At 69.4% G+C, this 15,120-nt stretch carries 14 protein-coding genes; 6 read left to right on the top strand and 8 right to left on the bottom strand.

Going from position 1 to position 15,120, the window contains the following annotated elements; translation table 11 throughout:
• Positions 1 to 57: 57 nt before the first annotated feature.
• The gene (locus tag QJS31_RS24465; RefSeq protein ID WP_029932336.1) at positions 58 to 654 is read left to right on the top strand and encodes a TetR family transcriptional regulator; all 597 of its coding nucleotides are present in this window, start codon (positions 58 to 60) and stop codon (positions 652 to 654) included.
• Between the two features lie 204 nt (positions 655 to 858).
• Positions 859 to 3,252 (top strand): MFS transporter, encoded by a 2,394-nt coding sequence (locus tag QJS31_RS24470; RefSeq protein WP_306357792.1) that lies wholly within the window; start codon positions 859 to 861, stop codon positions 3,250 to 3,252.
• 331 nt (positions 3,253 to 3,583) lie between these two features.
• Here QJS31_RS24470 and QJS31_RS24475 read toward each other — a convergent pair whose 3' ends face one another.
• Together QJS31_RS24475 and QJS31_RS24480 are read right to left on the bottom strand one after the other, a co-directional pair.
• Positions 3,584 to 4,804 (bottom strand): nitric oxide synthase oxygenase, encoded by a 1,221-nt coding sequence (locus QJS31_RS24475; RefSeq protein WP_372341630.1) that lies wholly within the window; start codon positions 4,802 to 4,804, stop codon positions 3,584 to 3,586.
• A 136-nt stretch (positions 4,805 to 4,940) separates the two neighbouring features.
• Positions 4,941 to 6,341, bottom strand: a complete 1,401-nt coding sequence (locus QJS31_RS24480) for an AarF/ABC1/UbiB kinase family protein (protein WP_306357793.1) — start codon at positions 6,339 to 6,341, stop codon at positions 4,941 to 4,943.
• 239 nt (positions 6,342 to 6,580) lie between these two features.
• On the opposite strand from QJS31_RS24480, the gene QJS31_RS24485 reads away from it, so the two are divergent.
• A complete protein-coding gene (locus QJS31_RS24485; protein WP_306357794.1) occupies positions 6,581 to 8,131 on the top strand; it encodes an acyl-CoA carboxylase subunit beta in 1,551 nt (516 codons plus the stop codon).
• A 67-nt stretch (positions 8,132 to 8,198) separates the two neighbouring features.
• On the opposite strand, the gene QJS31_RS24490 is transcribed toward QJS31_RS24485, so the two are convergent.
• Positions 8,199 to 9,599, bottom strand: a complete 1,401-nt coding sequence (locus QJS31_RS24490; RefSeq protein WP_306357795.1) for a lipase family protein — start codon at positions 9,597 to 9,599, stop codon at positions 8,199 to 8,201.
• A 220-nt stretch (positions 9,600 to 9,819) separates the two neighbouring features.
• On the opposite strand from QJS31_RS24490, the gene QJS31_RS24495 reads away from it, so the two are divergent.
• From QJS31_RS24495 to QJS31_RS24505, 3 genes are read left to right on the top strand one after another with little or no spacing between them, the layout of a single operon-like run.
• On the top strand, positions 9,820 to 10,944 hold the full coding sequence (locus tag QJS31_RS24495) for a hypothetical protein (protein WP_306357796.1): 1,125 nt from the start codon (positions 9,820 to 9,822) through the stop codon (positions 10,942 to 10,944).
• A 29-nt stretch (positions 10,945 to 10,973) separates the two neighbouring features.
• Complete coding sequence (locus tag QJS31_RS24500; RefSeq protein ID WP_029932329.1) at positions 10,974 to 11,165, top strand: hypothetical protein; 192 nt, start codon at positions 10,974 to 10,976, stop codon at positions 11,163 to 11,165.
• Positions 11,162 to 11,491, top strand: a complete 330-nt coding sequence (locus QJS31_RS24505) for a hypothetical protein (protein ID WP_282785349.1) — start codon at positions 11,162 to 11,164, stop codon at positions 11,489 to 11,491. The genes QJS31_RS24500 and QJS31_RS24505 overlap by 4 nt, the downstream gene beginning before the upstream one ends.
• Positions 11,492 to 11,610: 119 nt before the next feature.
• Here QJS31_RS24505 and QJS31_RS24510 read toward each other — a convergent pair whose 3' ends face one another.
• From QJS31_RS24510 to QJS31_RS24530, 5 genes are all read right to left on the bottom strand, one after another.
• Positions 11,611 to 12,423 carry an RNA polymerase sigma factor SigF gene (locus QJS31_RS24510; RefSeq protein WP_306357797.1) on the bottom strand — a complete coding sequence of 271 codons (813 nt, stop codon included), beginning with the start codon at positions 12,421 to 12,423 and terminating at the stop codon, positions 11,611 to 11,613.
• Positions 12,413 to 12,844 (bottom strand): anti-sigma factor, encoded by a 432-nt coding sequence (locus tag QJS31_RS24515; RefSeq protein ID WP_306357798.1) that lies wholly within the window; start codon positions 12,842 to 12,844, stop codon positions 12,413 to 12,415. Before QJS31_RS24515 ends, QJS31_RS24510 begins: the two co-directional genes overlap by 11 nt.
• Positions 12,845 to 13,106: 262 nt before the next feature.
• A complete protein-coding gene (locus QJS31_RS24520) occupies positions 13,107 to 13,787 on the bottom strand; it encodes a PAS and ANTAR domain-containing protein (protein WP_306357799.1) in 681 nt (226 codons plus the stop codon).
• Between the two features lie 87 nt (positions 13,788 to 13,874).
• Positions 13,875 to 14,288 carry an STAS domain-containing protein gene (locus QJS31_RS24525; RefSeq protein WP_306357800.1) on the bottom strand — a complete coding sequence of 138 codons (414 nt, stop codon included), beginning with the start codon at positions 14,286 to 14,288 and terminating at the stop codon, positions 13,875 to 13,877.
• A gap of 548 nt (positions 14,289 to 14,836) precedes the next feature.
• A complete protein-coding gene (locus tag QJS31_RS24530; protein ID WP_282785353.1) occupies positions 14,837 to 15,094 on the bottom strand; it encodes a CsbD family protein in 258 nt (85 codons plus the stop codon).
• Between the last annotated feature and the right edge of the window lie 26 nt (positions 15,095 to 15,120).

Below are 15,120 nucleotides of genomic sequence, written 5' to 3' on the forward strand. Positions count from 1 at the left end.
CATCACATACATCTGTCAATGATCGAACGCTCGACCTGCTCATGTACGATCAGGCCCGTGGCTGAAGCGGCGAACTTCCAGACCGAAATGCGCCAACTCCTGCGCGAGCGCGTGCTCGACACCGCGCGCCGCCTGGTCGTCACCGAGGGCTGGGGCGCGGTGAACATGTCGCGGGTGGCCAAGGAGGTCGGCGTCAGCCGCCCGGTCCTCTACAAGGAGATCGGCACCAAACAGGATCTGGCCGATGTGGTCATCCGCCAGGAGGTCGACACCTTCCTCGTCGGCATCGCGGACTGCCTGGCGGCCCATCCGGACGATCCGGTCGCGGGAGCCACCGCCGCCGTGGACTACACGCTGCGCACCGGAGCCGACAACACCCTGCTCAAGGCCGTGCTGTCCGGACGATCGGGCGCGGACACCACCCTGCTGCCGACGCTGATGACCGAAACCGAACCCGTCCTCGGCCGCGCGGTCGCGGCGGTGGCGCTGACCCTGCGCACCCGGTACGGCCTCCCCGATCTGTCCGACACCGAACTGGCCGACCGCACCGAAACCCTGGTGCGCCTCGCCCTCAGCCACCTGTTCCAGCCCACCGGCCCCACCGAGCGCGCGGTCGAACAGATCCGTCCGGTCATCGCGCATCTCTTCGCCTAGAAGCGGCGGTTGTAACTCCGGATACGCCAGGGGTTAGTATTCGATCACGCCGACCCTGGATTTCCGTGGCTTCGTGCCGGAATCACGTGGGTCCCAGCACGGTTCGGGCAGGCACGTGCGCTGCCCGAACCCGTTTCACCGGCTCGACTCTCGTATCGCGAAGTTCCACCACGGATTGCCGACGATTTGAAACAGGGCCCTACGATGACGAATTCGACTCTCGCGACGGCGGCGGATCCCGACGGCGCGGCGGCGGCACCGCTGTCGCACCGCCGGATCCTCACGATCCTGTCCGGACTGCTGCTCGCGGTCTTCCTGGCCGCCCTCGACCAGAACATTGTCAGTGTCGCGATCGTGAAGATCGCCAATAGTCTGCACGGTTTCGAGGAACAGGCGTGGGCGACCACGGCGTACCTCATCACCGCGACCATCGCGACGCCGCTCTACGGCAAGCTCGCCGATATCTACGGCCGTAAACCCTGCTATCTCATCGCCATCGGGGTGTTCGTCATCGGTTCGGCGGCCTGCGCCTTCGCCACCTCCATGTACCAGCTCGCGGGATTCCGGGCCGTGCAGGGCATCGGCGCGGGCGGTCTGATGTCCTTGGCGCTCACCATAATCGGCGATATCGTGCCCGCCCGGGAACGGGTGCGCTACCAGGGCTACTTCATGATGGTGTTCGGCATCGCCACCGTGGTCGGGCCGGTGCTGGGCGGATTCTTCTCCGACTACGAACGACTCATCGGCCTGGACGGTTGGCGGTGGGTCTTCCTGGTGAACGTGCCCATCGGGGCGCTGGCACTGCTGGTGGTGGCCAAATGGCTGAACGTGCCCTTCGTCCGGCAGCGCCAGCGCATCGACTGGCCGGGCGGGCTCGCGCTCACCGCCGCCGTGGTGCCGCTGCTCATCGTGGCCGAGCAGGGCCGGGACTGGGGCTGGGATTCGCGGCGGGCGCTGCTCTGCTACGGCATCGCGGCGGTGGGCGCGCTGGCCTTCCTGCTCGTCGAGGCGCTCATGCGCGAAGCGGCGCTGATCCCGCTGCGGCTGTTCCGCAGCGGCACCTTCGGCATCGCCATCCTGGCCGGATTCATCGTGGGCATCGCCATGTTCGGCGGCATCACCATGGTGCCGCTGTATCTGCAAGTGGTGCGCGGCTATTCGCCCACCACGGCGGGCCTGCTCATGCTGCCGCTGGTGCTGGGCATCATGGTCGGCGCGCAGGGGGCCGGACTCGTCACCAAGTACACCGGGCGCTACAAGATGCTGCCCGTGCTGGGCACCTTCGTCATGGCCGTCGGCGCGGGACTGTTCGCCCGCGTGGAATTCGACAGCCCGATGTGGCAGATCATGGTCTACACCACCGTGATCGGCTTCGGACTCGGCGGCTGCATGCAGACCCTGATCATCGCGGCGCAGAACGCCTGTCCCCCGGCGGATATGGGCGTCTCCACGGCGGCGGCGACCTTCTTCCGCCAGATGGGCGGCACCCTCGGCGTCGCGGTATTCCTCACCATCCTGTTCAATCTGCTGCCCGAGCGGATCGTGCGCGCCTTCGGCGGGCAGCTGCCGCCCGGACTCGACGGCGCGGGCCTGGAACGCATTCAGAGCGACACCACCGCCATGGCGGCGCTGCCCGCGCAGCTGCGCGAGCCCATTCTCATCGGCTTCACCGAATCGGTGCAGGGCGTGTTCTGGGTGGCGACGGGGGTGTCGCTGCTGGCCTGCCTGGTGCTGATGTTCATGAAAGAGATTCCGCTGCTGGAGGATCGGCCCGCGCCAGCGGTCGCGACGCCCGCCGCCGGGACCGTCCTCGACGCCGACGAGCTGCCGCTCACCGGCCGCGTTCGCGACCGCGACGACAAGCCGGTACCCGAGACCGTGCTCACCCTCATCGACCAGCACGGGCATCAGGTGTCGCGCAGCACCGGGAACGCGCACGGCGAGTACACCATCGGCGCACCCGAGCCCGGCGCGTACGTGCTCATCGTGGCCGCGGGCGGCCATCAGCCCAGTGCCGTGAGCGTCACCGTCGGCCATCGCCCGCAGCGCCTGGACCTGACGCTGCCGGGCGCGGGCGAACTCACCGGCGTGGTGCGCTCGGCGCTGCGCGGCGATCCCCTGGCCGGGGCCACCATCACCCTCACCGATCCGCGCGGCGATGTGGTCGGCACGGCCGTCACCGCCCCCGACGGGGGCTATGTGTGCCACGGCGTGGTGTCGGGCACCTACACCCTGGTCGCGGTCGCCGACCACATGCGCCCGCGCGCGACCACGCTCACCGTGCCCGACAGCGGACTCCTGCGCCACGACGTGGAACTGGCCCCCATGGCGGTGCTCACCGGATTCGCCTGGGCCGACGAGGGCCGCCCGGTACCCGACGCCCAGATCACCGTCCTGGACGCGGCGGGCGACGTCACCGCCACCACCCGCACCGACACGACCGGCCACTACACCGTGCCCGACCTCCCGTCCGGTGAGTACACGGTGGTAGCGCGCGGCTACCCGCCCATGACCGGTCGCGTCGCGGTGGACAGCGGCGAGGTCACCCACGACGTCCGACTCGGATACTTCAGCGACGACGTACCCAGCCCGGCCTGACCGACGGCGCTACACGCGCACCGGTCGTGGCCGGGCCTCCTGTGCGGCCGCCCCGCCACCGACCTGCTCGCCGCGCTCCCGGTCGCGCGTTGCAGGCTGACAGCGGGTTGCCGCGACAGCACGGGTTGTCCGGACCACGCGGGCAGAGTGCGAATTCGCCTGGGCGAGCGCCTATCCGATTCTCCGGCCGCGTCGAGTGCGACGGGCCGACTCCCGCCGCTGCGCCTGTCGCCCCGGCGGGCCGGTCGGTGCCGGCGTCCGGGCCTGGCGGTCCGGGCCGTGCCGGGCTGGGCCGGATCAGGCCAAGTCCGACCGGGACACGGCGATCCGATCAACCCCGCAGTAGGCGCCACAGCGACCGCCGTTTCGGCGGCGCGCTCACATCCATCGGAATATCTTGTGGTGCAGCCGGTCTCATCGCGTCGCGGTGTACGAACGCGGGTCGCAGCCGCGGATCGGGCGGGTCGTAGTAGCGGTGGAAGGTCGGGGTCAGGCTGGCGGACAGGGGTGGGTTGATCCAGCTCCAGTCGGCGGGGCAGGCGCGGCCGGCGGCGTTCTCGCGGTCGACGTGGTCGACGAACTGCCGGGCCACGGTGTGGTGGTCCACCAGGTGCACGCGGGATCGCTTGTAGCTGTGCAGGATCGCGCGGCTCAACTCCACCAGGGCTCGGTCCCGCCAGAGCGTGCGGTCGCTGCTGCGATCCAGGTCCATGCGGTCGGCGATCTCGGGCAGGGTGTCGTAGCGGTCGCTGTCGCCGAGATCGCGGCCGATCTCCGAGGACACGTACCAGCCGTTGAACGGCGCGCACACATAGTCGACGCCGCCGATCTCCAGATCCATGTTCGAGACGGCCGGAACCGCGTACCAGCGCAGCCCGAGTTCGGCGAACCAGGCGTACTCGGGATGGTGCAACGGCACCTCGAGCACCAGGTCGCGCGGCAGGTCGAAGCGGTGCACCGCGTCGTCGGGGGTGTGGATCAGCAAGGGCAGCAGGTCGAATCGCCCACCGGCCCCGCGCCAACCGAGTTCCTCGGCGAACGCCGTCAACTCCACGGTGGCGGGGTCGCCCACGATCTCGCCGCCGACCCGGTATCCGGCGTAGCGCACCAGTTGCGGATTGAGAATGCGGAAACCGCGCCCGCTCGGCCGCGCGGGCGGCCCGATGGTGATCACCGAGCGCACCGCCCCGCCGTTGGTGGCCCGCCGCAGATGTGCGAAACATGCCTCGGCGATCTCGGCGGGCGTGCTCGCGGTGCGCGCGTCCAGCACCTCCAGCGCCCGCCAGTGCTTGCGGCCCACGCACCGATCGTGATTGCGCCAGGCCAGTTTCGCGCCGATGCTCAATTCCTCCGGGGTGTGCCGGTACACCCCGGTGCGCCGTAGTCCGGCCACAGCGTCCGCGCACCGTGAACCGGGCAGATGCGCCAGTTCGGGTTGGCCGAAGAATCGCTCGCAATCCCGCATACGCTCCTCGGTCGAGGGGCGGCGGCCCGATGGGGTCACCGCCGCGTCGCCGCGCTGTACGCCCGCGACCGCAGAGAGAATCGTCATGAAGTTGTCGCCTCCGTGGATACCGTCGCTGATCGCCCGAGAGCCCCGCGTGCATCCCCTTGCCCGCTGACCAATATCGCACGATCACGGGCCGGATTTGCTCGGAATCAGCGAGGAGGTCCGATTCGGCGGCGAATCAGTCGGTCGGCATCCCGGTACCGGCCTCGGCGGCCTTGGCGGCAACCTCATCCGGGAAGATGTTCCGGAACAGGTAGAGATCCTTGCCGAGCTTCCAGCCCGGCGCCAGGGCTACCGCATAGCGTTCGAAGTAGCCGAGCTGTTTGCCCATGAGAATGAGCTGCTGCGGACCGGAAGCCCCACGGCGCTTGCCGAATTCGAGCAGCCGCGCCGACACCACGCCCAGGTCGAGCTTGTCCAGGCTGCCCGACAGCACCGGGCCGAGCGCGACCGCCAGCTGACGGCCGATGGTGGCGTCGTCACCGCTGTCGTCGGAGACCAGGTCGAGGGCGCGCAGCGCGCGGGCCACCGGACGGAAGTCGTTGTCGATGGCGGAGGCGTAGAACAGCGCGCGCACGAAGTCGCGCCACTCGTTCTCCATCCGCCCGACGATGCCGAAGTCCAGCATGGCCACCCGGCCGTCGTCGAGCAGCCACAGATTGCCCGCGTGCACGTCGCCGTGGAACAGGCCGTGCACGGCCACGCTCTCCATCCACGCCTTCACCAGGCGGCGGATGAGCAGTTCCGGTTCGGGGTGGGCGGCGCGGATATCGTCGAAGCGGTCCAGCGGCAGCCCGCGCATCCGTTCCATGCACAGCACCCGGGGGGCGCAGTAGTCCCAGTACACCTCGGGAACGGCGACATTGGCGTTGTCGCCGAAGGCCGCCAGGTTGGCGCGGGCGCGGGTCTGGTTGTCGGCCTCGATGAGGAAGTTCAGCTCCGCCACGGTGGCCTCGTAGAGATCGCGCACCATGCCCGAGGCATTGGCCACCCGGGCGTTCTCCGACCGCTTCTCCATGGCCTGAGCCAAGCGCAGCGCGGCGCGCAGGTCCACGATCATGCGGCGGGCGATATCGGGGCGCTGCACCTTCACCACGGCCGGGCGGCCGTCGGCCAGCACACAGCCGTGCACCTGGGCCATGGAGGCCGCCGACAGCGGCTCGTCGTCGAACTCCAGGAACAGTTCCGATATCGGCTTGCCCAGCTCGGCGGCGATGATGGCCTTGGCCTGGGCGGCCGGGAAGGGCTTCATATCGTCGAGGCAGCGCAGGCAGGCGTCGGCGAATTCGCGCGGGAAGGTACCGGGCGAGGAGGCGATGAGCTGGCCGAGCTTAACGAACAGCGGGCCGAGGTGTTCGAAACCGTCCACCATGCCGTCGGCCACGGCGCGCTTGCGCGCGGCGGGCCGCAGCCCGTGCCGGACCACTCGCTTGAGAATCGAGCCGCTGAGCACGGTGCCGATGGTGACGGTGCGCTTGACCTCGGAGAACCGGAAGGTATCCAGGTTCGGGCGGATCACCTCGTACGGGTGCGCCGCCGCCTCGCCGACCACGTGATCACCTACCACTACCGCACTCACCGTCGTAGCCGCCCCTTGCTCTCGTTCCGATCCGGCGCTCGCCGCCGCTACTCGTGTTCCGCACCGAAGTGTACGACCGGATGGCCCCTGCCGACCGGTCGGCAGGCCGCAACAGCACGCGATCACTGGTTCGGCACGGGTGCGGCACTGTACCGTGGGCGGTCGGTAGCCGCGATCCGGCACGCCGACAGCGACCGGTTCAGGTCGCTGACCTGATGGTGGAAGGGCAAGACCGAGGTATGACGGGCACACAGGAGAAGCTCGCGGAACTGCGCAAGCTCCTGGAGATCGCCGAGGAACCGGCCGGTGAGGCCGCGATCGAAAAGCGTAGGAAGAAAGGCATTCCCAGCGCCCGAGAACGGGTGGGCATGCTCCTGGACCCCGGGACCTTCGTGGAACTGGGCGCGCTGGTTCGGCAGCCCGGCGTCGCGAACGCCACCTACGGTGACGGCGTGGTGACCGGCCGCGGCTATATCGACGGCCGCCCGGTGGTGGTGATCTCCCACGATCAGACCGTGTACGGCGGCTCGGTGAGCGAGATGTTCGGCCGCAAGGTGCGCGCCGCCATGGACTTCGCCTACAACAACGCCTGCCCGGTGGTCTGCATCAACGACTCCGGCGGCGCCCGCATCCAGGACGGCGTGGCCTCGCTGGCCTGGTACGCCATCATGTGCCGGTTGCAGGAGGATCTGTCCGGGTACGTGCCCATGGTGGCCGTCATGCTCGGCAAATGCGCCGCCGGATCGGTGTACGGGCCGATCAATATGGACGTCCTGGTGGCCACCGAGGATTCGTACATGTTCGTCACGGGCCCGGAGGTCATCAAGGCCGTGACCGGCTCGTCGGTCACTGCCGAGGAGCTGGGCGGCGCGCGGGCCCTGGAGCAGAACGGCACCGTGCACCACGTCGCCAAGACCGAGGCCGACGCCTTCGCCTGGGTGCGCGACTACCTGGGCTACCTGCCGACCAGCTGCCTGGAGCAGCCGCCGATCGTGAATCCGGGCCTGGAGCCCGAGCTCACCGACACCGACCGCGAACTGGACCGGATCATCCCGGATTCCGACAAGGTCGGCTACGACATGCACGACATCCTGCTGCGCATCTTCGACGACGGCGAATTCCACGAGATCAGCGCCAAGACCTCGGCCAATCTCATCACCGGTTTCGCCCGCGTGGACGGCCGGCCGGTCGGTGTGATCGCCAACCAGCCGCTGGTACTGGGCGGCGCGCTGGACGCGGCCTGCTCGGACAAGGCGGCGCATTTCATCCGCCTGTGCGACGCCTTCGGACTGCCGCTGGTGTACGTGGTCGACACCCCGGGCGTGCTGCCCGGCGTGGACGAGGAGCGCAATCACGTCATCAAGCGCGGCGGCCGCATGTTCCGCGCCCTCATCGAGGCCACCGTGCCGATCGTGACCGTGGTGACCCGCAAGGCGTACGGCGGCGGCTACGCGGTGATGGGCTGCAAGCAGCTGGGCGCGGATATCAGCCTGGCCTGGCCGACCGCGCGGCTGGCGGTCATGGGCGCGGAGTCCATGGTGTCCATCGTCGGCCGCCGCCAGCTGGCCGCCGCCCCGGAGGACCAGCGCGAGACGATCAAGCAGCAGATGATCGACTTCTACAACGCCACCGTGGCGACGCCGTGGACGGCGGCGGAGCGGGGCTACATCGACGCGGTCATCGAACCGTCGACCACGCGCCTGGAGATCCGCAAGGCGCTGCGGCTGCTGCGCGACAAGGGCGCGGTGCGCAAGCCCAACCCGCGCAAGCACAATCTGTACCCGATGTGAGTCGAGATCGTCCCGGCCGTACGCGGCCGGGACCGGTCATGGGCCGGCCGGGTTCGCGCCCACGGCGTCAACACTCGCTGACCGCGGGCATGCCGCGCAGCCGCTCGTCCAGCCACAGCACGGCCTCGGGATAGCCGGTCAGGGCGGCGACGATGTGCTCGCCGAAAACGCTGCGGTACACCACGTTCGCGCCCAGCGCGCACTGCTCGCGAACCAGATCGCGCGCGCCCCGCACCGGCACCCAGAACTCCTGCTCACCGTGGTAGACGAACAGCGGCACCGGTGATCCGCGGTCCTCCAGACGCGTGATGCGGTAGATGTCGCGGGCCAGGTCGCTGTGCAGCGGGTCGGGGATGTTCGCGGCGATATCCATGGGCAGCAGGAAGACGCCGGGGAGCGCGAAGACGTCCACGCACTGATTCTTCATGAACGAGGTCCCCACCCAGCGGGCGAGATTGTTCATGCGCGCGAGGATCTCGGGCCGCTCCCGCCCGACGGCGAAGGTCGCCCCGAGGAACACCCCGGATGCGAGATTGGCGTTCATGCTCCCGGCGAGGATCTCGTAGTCCACCGGTACGCCCCCGAGCGCCGCCCCGACCACCACCTCCGCCAGCTCCGGCGCGTACTCGCCCATGAGTTTGGCCGCGGCATTGGTGGCGATGGCGCCGCCGGAGTATCCGATCATCCCGAACCTGCTGTCGCCGAACTCATCCGACAGCCATCCCCGCACCGCGCGCATGGCGTCGAGTACCGCGTGCCCGGCCACATACGGCTCCGCGTACGCCATGCGCGGGCCCTCGTGGTCGGGAATCAGCACCGCGTACCCGCGGGCCATGGCCAACTGAGTGGTGGGCGGAATGAACTCCGACAGGTTCGTCTTGAAGCTGATCCCGTGCGTCAGTGTGTAACTCGGACTGCAATCGCGGCCGAGACCGTTGATCGGCACATTGTTCACCACGATCGGACGGTCGCCGTGCCCCGTCCACGCCGCCGCCGGAATCACCAGGGACGCCACGGCATAGGAAGGCAGCCCGCGCGAATCGGTGGTGCGGTACTTGAGCTGAAGCACCTGCCGCACCGGGAGGAACAGCAGCGGCGCGGCCGTGGCACTGACATCGCGCCAGGCGACGAGTGCGCCGGGGGCGAGGTGGTCGAGCCGCTCGGGCCAGTGGTCGATGAAATGATCGCCGATGGGGTCCGGTAGCACCGCCGCGCGCAGCGCCGCCAGCTCCGGCGGCAGTCCGCCGCCGTCCACCAGCGGAGTCGACGGGGCGGGCGGCAGCACCGGGGCGGGGATGACCCGGTCGATCCACTCGTGCGGCCCGGGCAGCTGGACACCGGGCAGCGCGGGTGTCGAGGGGCCGAACACCGGCTCGGCCGCGGCCGGATACCCGCCGTGGATCTGACCGGCGAGGACGGCGCACCCGACCACCAAGGCCGCCACGATCATTCGCGCACTACGGCTCACACCTGACCCCTACGCGTACTCGCTCGCTCGACCCTCTCGGCCCCGACGGCCGGGCACTTGCAGGCTAGCGGCGGGACCGGGCGCGACACGGCGGAGCGGACCCCTCGAAGCCACATCGAGACCAGGCCGCAGCCGGCCCGCAATGCGGCTCACCGGGCGTCCCGCCGGGGGATGATCCGGTCGCACGATTGCCCGGGGGATGCGCGGGTAACACCCCGATATGGTCAGGACAAGTCTCCGGGAACTGGTCGACCGCACCGGTCCGTTCGCCTCGGTGTACTTCGACAGCAGCCATGACAGCGAGGCGGCGGCCCGGGAGTTGACGGCGCGTTGTCGGTCGATGCGCGAAAGGCTCGACCGCGCAGGCGCTTCCGCCACCACCCTGGCAGCCCTGGACATCGCCTTCGCGGCCGGACCGCGCAGCGTCGGACGCTGCGGTCGCGCCCTCGTCGCCGACGCCGCCACCGTGCTCGTGGACGAACAGCTACCGGCACCGCCGGCGGCGCAGATCGTGCGGGTGTCCCCGCTGCCCTACCTGCTGCCACTGCTCGAACAGCGCGCGCCCCAGGTACCGCACGTACTGGTCACGATGGATCGGGTGGGCGCGTACATCCGCGGGGTGAACGGGCACGGCGACGTCACCCACACCAGTTACGGCACCGGCCGTCCGCTGCGCACGCGGCACAGAAGCCCCGGTCATCGGGTCGGACCACGGCGAGCCGCGGACGCCGCGGGCCGGGACGCCGCCGAGGTGGCTCGCCAGGTGGTCGAGATGGCCGACCACTCCGGCGCGGTGACCATCGTGCTCACCGGCGAGTGCGCCGCGCGCACGGCCCTGCGCGCCGCCATCGAGGCGCGCTCCCGTCTCACGGCCCGCACACCTGTCGCGGCGGCGGGCACCCACTCGCGCCGAATCGTCGAACTCGACGCCGCCGGCCGCACACCCGCAGGCACGGATACGGAGTGCGGCACCGCCGTCGACGAGGTACTCGCCGATTCCGCCGACCGCTGGCGGCGCGAGGTCCTGGCCCGCTACGCGACAGCCGCCGACCGGGCCGACGGTGCGGCGACCGGCGGCCTGCCCGAGACCACCGCCGCGCTGCGCGACACCGCCGTAGCGCAGCTGTTCGTGGACAGCGCGGCCCTCGACGGCCGGGAGGTGCTCACCGGCGCCGCACCGACCGAGGTGGCCACCGACGCCGCCGACCTGCGCGACGTCGCGCGACCGCGCCGCGCCGACGAGGCCGTGCCGGTGGCGGCCATCGCGGGCGACAGCGACATCGTGCCGGTGTCCGGAGAGCTGTCGCTCCCGGACGGCGTCGGCGCACTCCTGCGACAGCGATAGCACGACACTCGACACCCGAGGAGGTTCGGATGCAGAGAGGCAACACCAAGCACGGGGCCGCTCGCGACGACCAGCTCGCCCACGAGCTGGAGGACACGCTGCGCGGCAACCGTGCCGAGGACACCCGCGATCCGGAACTGCCCGCCGAGGACGATCCACGGCTGCGCGGCCGCCCGGAACGCGGCGAGCAGCAAGGCGAGCAGAGGGAGACGCCGTCATGACCGAACCGATTCCCCCGCGGCCGGAACCCGTTCCGCCCCAACCGACTCCGGACCCGGTACCGCCGACGCCCGAACCCCGGCCGTTGCCCGAACCGGAACCGCTGCCCTACCCCCCGCGACCGGAGCCGACACCCCCGCTGCCGGAGCCCGAGCCGCCCACACCGCCGTATCCGGGCAAACCGGAGCCCAAGCCGCCCTATCCGGGCAAACCGGAGCCGAAACCGCCGTATCCCGGGAAACCGGAGCCGAAACCGCCCTATCCGGGGACGCCCGATCCGAACCCTTCGGATCCCACCCGGCCGGTGGGGCCACCCGACCTCGGCTGACACCACGGCATCGGCTGACATCGCGAAATCGGCTGACATCGTGCGAGGTCGGTCGCGTACGTCCGGGCGCGGCCGACCTCGGTCCCGCGAGGCGGTGGCCCGTGATCTCGTGGCCCGTGTCAGTCCCGCAACGCCTGCTCGCGCAGCCAGGTCAGCGTCTTGGCGAGTATGCGCGAGACGTGCATCTGGGAGATGCCCAGCCGTTCGGCGATCTGGGCCTGCGTCTGGGCCTCGAAGAAACGCATGATGAGCACGCGTTGTTCGCGATCGGGCAGTTCGGCGATGAGCGGCCGCACCGCCAGGTACTCGTCCACCCGGTCGTAGCGCGGTTCCACATCGCCGAGCACCTCCATGAGCGACAGCGGCGTGTTCTCGCTGTCGTCCCCGGTGACGGCGTCCAGAGAGGAGAGCTGGTACGCGTTGCCCGCGATGAGGGCCTGGGTGACCTCCACCAGATCGACACCGAGCTTGTCGGCGATCTCGCGGGCCTTGGGCATCCGCCCCAGCCGCTGTGCGAGTTCGTCGATGGTGCCGCCGATGCTCAGCTGAATCTCCTTGGTGCGCCGCGGCACCCGCACCGCCCAGGTGTTGTCGCGGAAGTGGCGGCGCACCTCGCCCATGATGGTCGGCACCGCGAAGGACAGGAACGAGGAACCGCGCGTCACATCGAAGCGATCCACCGCCTGCACCAGTCCGACCCGCGCCACCTGCAACAGGTCGTCGAAACTCTCACCGCGCCCGGAGAATCTGCGCGCGATATGGTCGGCCAGCGGCATGCAGCGACCGATCAGCTTCTCGCGCACCACTTCTCGCTGCGGGTCGGCCGGATCGACGGCGGCCAACTCCTTGAACATCGGCTCGATATTGTCGTAGCTGTCGCCGCGGCTGCGCGACCTCGCGCCCGGCCGACGGCGTCGAACCTCACCCGACATCCGCTTCCCCCCGCAGTCGGCTGAACTCCACGGTGGTCGGATAGCCACCCGTCTTGTCGTCGAACGTGCCGCGGTGTGCCTCAATGGTTTCGGTGAGGGTCTCCAGTACGTGCCAGCCGAATCCGCCCTCGTCGAAGGTGTCGGCGTCGACGGTGACGGCACACACCCGCACCCGCATGCGCTCCCGGTCGTAGTCGAAGTCACAGCCGATCGCGCTGCCCGGCACCGCCGCGATGATCAGCGAGGTCGCCACCTCGTCCAAGGCCACCCGGATATCGGTCACCTCGTCGAGCGCGAAATCCGCGATGAGGGCGACGGTCTCCGCCAGCGCCCGCAGCATGGTGAGCTGTCCGAGATCCGCCGGTACCCGGATGCCGATCGCCGTGGTGTCCGTCGCCGCCCGAGAAATCCATTCAGTCATGCGCCTCTCCGCCTGTCCGTCGCCGAGCCATCCCGCGGCAACCCGCTGCGCCCGGCCATTACCCCATTCGTTCCGCTCCATCATCGCCGAACACTCGTCGATTCGGCGGACGGCAACCGGCGCGCGACAGTCGCGACGGGGTACCGGGGAGATGCGCGGCATATCGGGGCCGTCGGCACTGTCACGGGTCGGCCTTCCTTCCGAGGACGTGTCCGTACAGCGCGTACCCGGTCCACATCCCGCGAAACCCGGCGGTCCGGGGCTAGCCCTCCCGCACCCGCTCGTGCGCGGTCAGCAGCAGATGGTCGAAGCCGGTACGCAATTCGACCGCCGCGCCGCCCATCTCGGTGACATCCGCGACGAGGCGCTGGGCCAGGGTCCGGAGTTTGGTGTTGGTCTCCTGTGAACGCCAGGTGAGCACCCGGAACGCCTGGTCGGCATTGATGCCGTAGACCAGCATGAGCGCCCCCTTGGCCTGCTCGATGACCGCGCGGGCCCGGTACAGCTCGGGCAGCGTGTCGTCGAGCGCCTCGCGCCGGTGTTCGGCGAGGGTGTCGGTCACATCGACGTAGTAGCCCGACGATCCGACGACCGTGCCCTCGTCATCGACCATACGATCACCCACCACGATCACGTGGCGTACGGTGCCGTCCACGTCCACGACACGGTGGCGGCTGCAGAACGGTTCCCGGTTCTCGACGGCCCGGGCGATGGCGCTGGCGACCTGCGCCCGATCCTCCGGATGCTTGTGTCGCAGCAAGAGATCGGTGGTCGGTACCACGGTGCCGGGCGCGTAGCCGTACATGGCGGCGACCTCGTCCGACCACTCCCAACGCTGATCTTCGTACCAGAACCGGAACGACCCGACGCTCTGGGCCCGGCCGCTGCCGACGACCTGCTCCAGTGTCTGTTCGTCCTCGGACACCTCGCCGCTTCGCGTCACTCCACGAGTATCCGTCGCAAGGATGTGAAACGCGAGCGGATCGGTGGGACCGAGCGCGTGTCGGTCCCACTCGGATCCACTGGGCGATCATGCCTCCAGCGCGGCCTGAACCGATGGGTAGAAATGGAACAGCGGCCGCACGCCGGTCACGTCGAGCACCCGCTCGACCTCCCGCCGCGCGGCCACCACGCGGAGATCGACGCCGTCGGCGACGGCGGACTCCTTGGCCCCGGCCAGCTTCAGGGCACTGCCGATGCTCAGGAAGCGGGTCTGCCGGAAATCGACGATCACCGCCCGGGAACTGGATGTCACCGCCCGTTCCAGCGCTTCGGAGAATTCGGGGAAGACGGCGGCATCCAATTCACCTTCTACCCGCACGATCGTGCACTTGCGCTGATGACTGTCCATCGAGGGCGACAGGTGGTCGGAGTGGTCGCCGCGCGACCCGTTCGTCGCGGTGTCGGCATCGACACCGCGCTGGTGTACTGCTGTGGCAGACATGTGACTAGACCTCCCATGTCAGGGGGATATTCCAGTTCTGTGCGGAGGCCCCTCGGCAATGAGGCCGGATGACATGCGAGGTAGGGCGTTACTACGCGCCCGACACTCGGTCCTCCGCGAACGGTCCCGTACACGAACCGGGTCGGCTGTAGTCTCAACCTGGAACCAGTCTTTCACGCGACATGGAATATGTCACTGCCCAGCGGCGATCGGCACGACGGCGCACCGTTTGCTCGCGACGCCCCGCTACCGCAGGTGATTTCGTTCGCGCAGGCCAGCCGCCCGCCACGGAAAGTTGCCGCGCACGACGAATGGTCGCCCGAATTCCGGGTATCGACGCGGTATGGAACTACTCGTGATCATCGGACTGGCGGTGCTGGTGGGCGTGGTGCTGCTGCGCCGCAAACTCACCGGGCAGCCTCCTTCCGATCCGGAAGTGCCCGGCAACGACGGTCGGTGACGGGACCGGCCCACCGACGAAACGAAACGCCCGGCGAAATCTCGCCGGGCGAATCGTCGTCTTTCGTCAGTGTGAACTGCTACGGCAGTCAGCGGTCGTCTTGTCCCTGCTGATATGCCTGCTGACGCTTTTCTTCCATTGCGGCCTTGCCGCGTTCCTTCTCGGCTTCCGCTTCCTTGCGGGCCGCGTCACGCTGCGATTCGGCACGGTCCTGCTGTGCCCGGCCCTCGTCGCGCAGGTCCTCATTGCCGAAGACCGTACCCGCGGCTTCCTTGGCCTTGCCTTTGACATCTTCGACGGTGCCTTCGACACCTTCGCGGAATCCGCCCTTATCGTGCTCGGACAAGACATTCACCTCCAGAATGTCGGTAT

The sequence above is a fragment of the Nocardia sp. CC213A genome (assembly GCF_030766805.1).
Classification (GTDB): Bacteria; Actinomycetota; Actinomycetes; order Mycobacteriales; family Mycobacteriaceae; genus Nocardia; species Nocardia otitidiscaviarum.

Bases quoted from the DNA above. Each gene is read 5' to 3' on its own strand.
- QJS31_RS24485 (WP_306357794.1), top strand. From the start codon at position 6,581: ATGACGGGCACACAGGAGAAGCTCGCGGAACTGCGCAAGCTCCTGGAG.
- QJS31_RS24470 (WP_306357792.1), top strand. From the start codon at position 859: ATGACGAATTCGACTCTCGCGACGGCGGCGGATCCCGACGGCGCGGCG.
- QJS31_RS24505 (WP_282785349.1), top strand. From the start codon at position 11,162: ATGACCGAACCGATTCCCCCGCGGCCGGAACCCGTTCCGCCCCAACCG.
- QJS31_RS24495 (WP_306357796.1), top strand. From the start codon at position 9,820: ATGGTCAGGACAAGTCTCCGGGAACTGGTCGACCGCACCGGTCCGTTC.
- QJS31_RS24510 (WP_306357797.1), bottom strand. From the start codon at position 12,423: ATGTCGGGTGAGGTTCGACGCCGTCGGCCGGGCGCGAGGTCGCGCAGC.
- QJS31_RS24525 (WP_306357800.1), bottom strand. From the start codon at position 14,288: ATGTCTGCCACAGCAGTACACCAGCGCGGTGTCGATGCCGACACCGCG.
- QJS31_RS24500 (WP_029932329.1), top strand. From the start codon at position 10,974: ATGCAGAGAGGCAACACCAAGCACGGGGCCGCTCGCGACGACCAGCTC.
- QJS31_RS24515 (WP_306357798.1), bottom strand. From the start codon at position 12,844: ATGACTGAATGGATTTCTCGGGCGGCGACGGACACCACGGCGATCGGC.
- QJS31_RS24475 (WP_372341630.1), bottom strand. From the start codon at position 4,804: ATGACGATTCTCTCTGCGGTCGCGGGCGTACAGCGCGGCGACGCGGCG.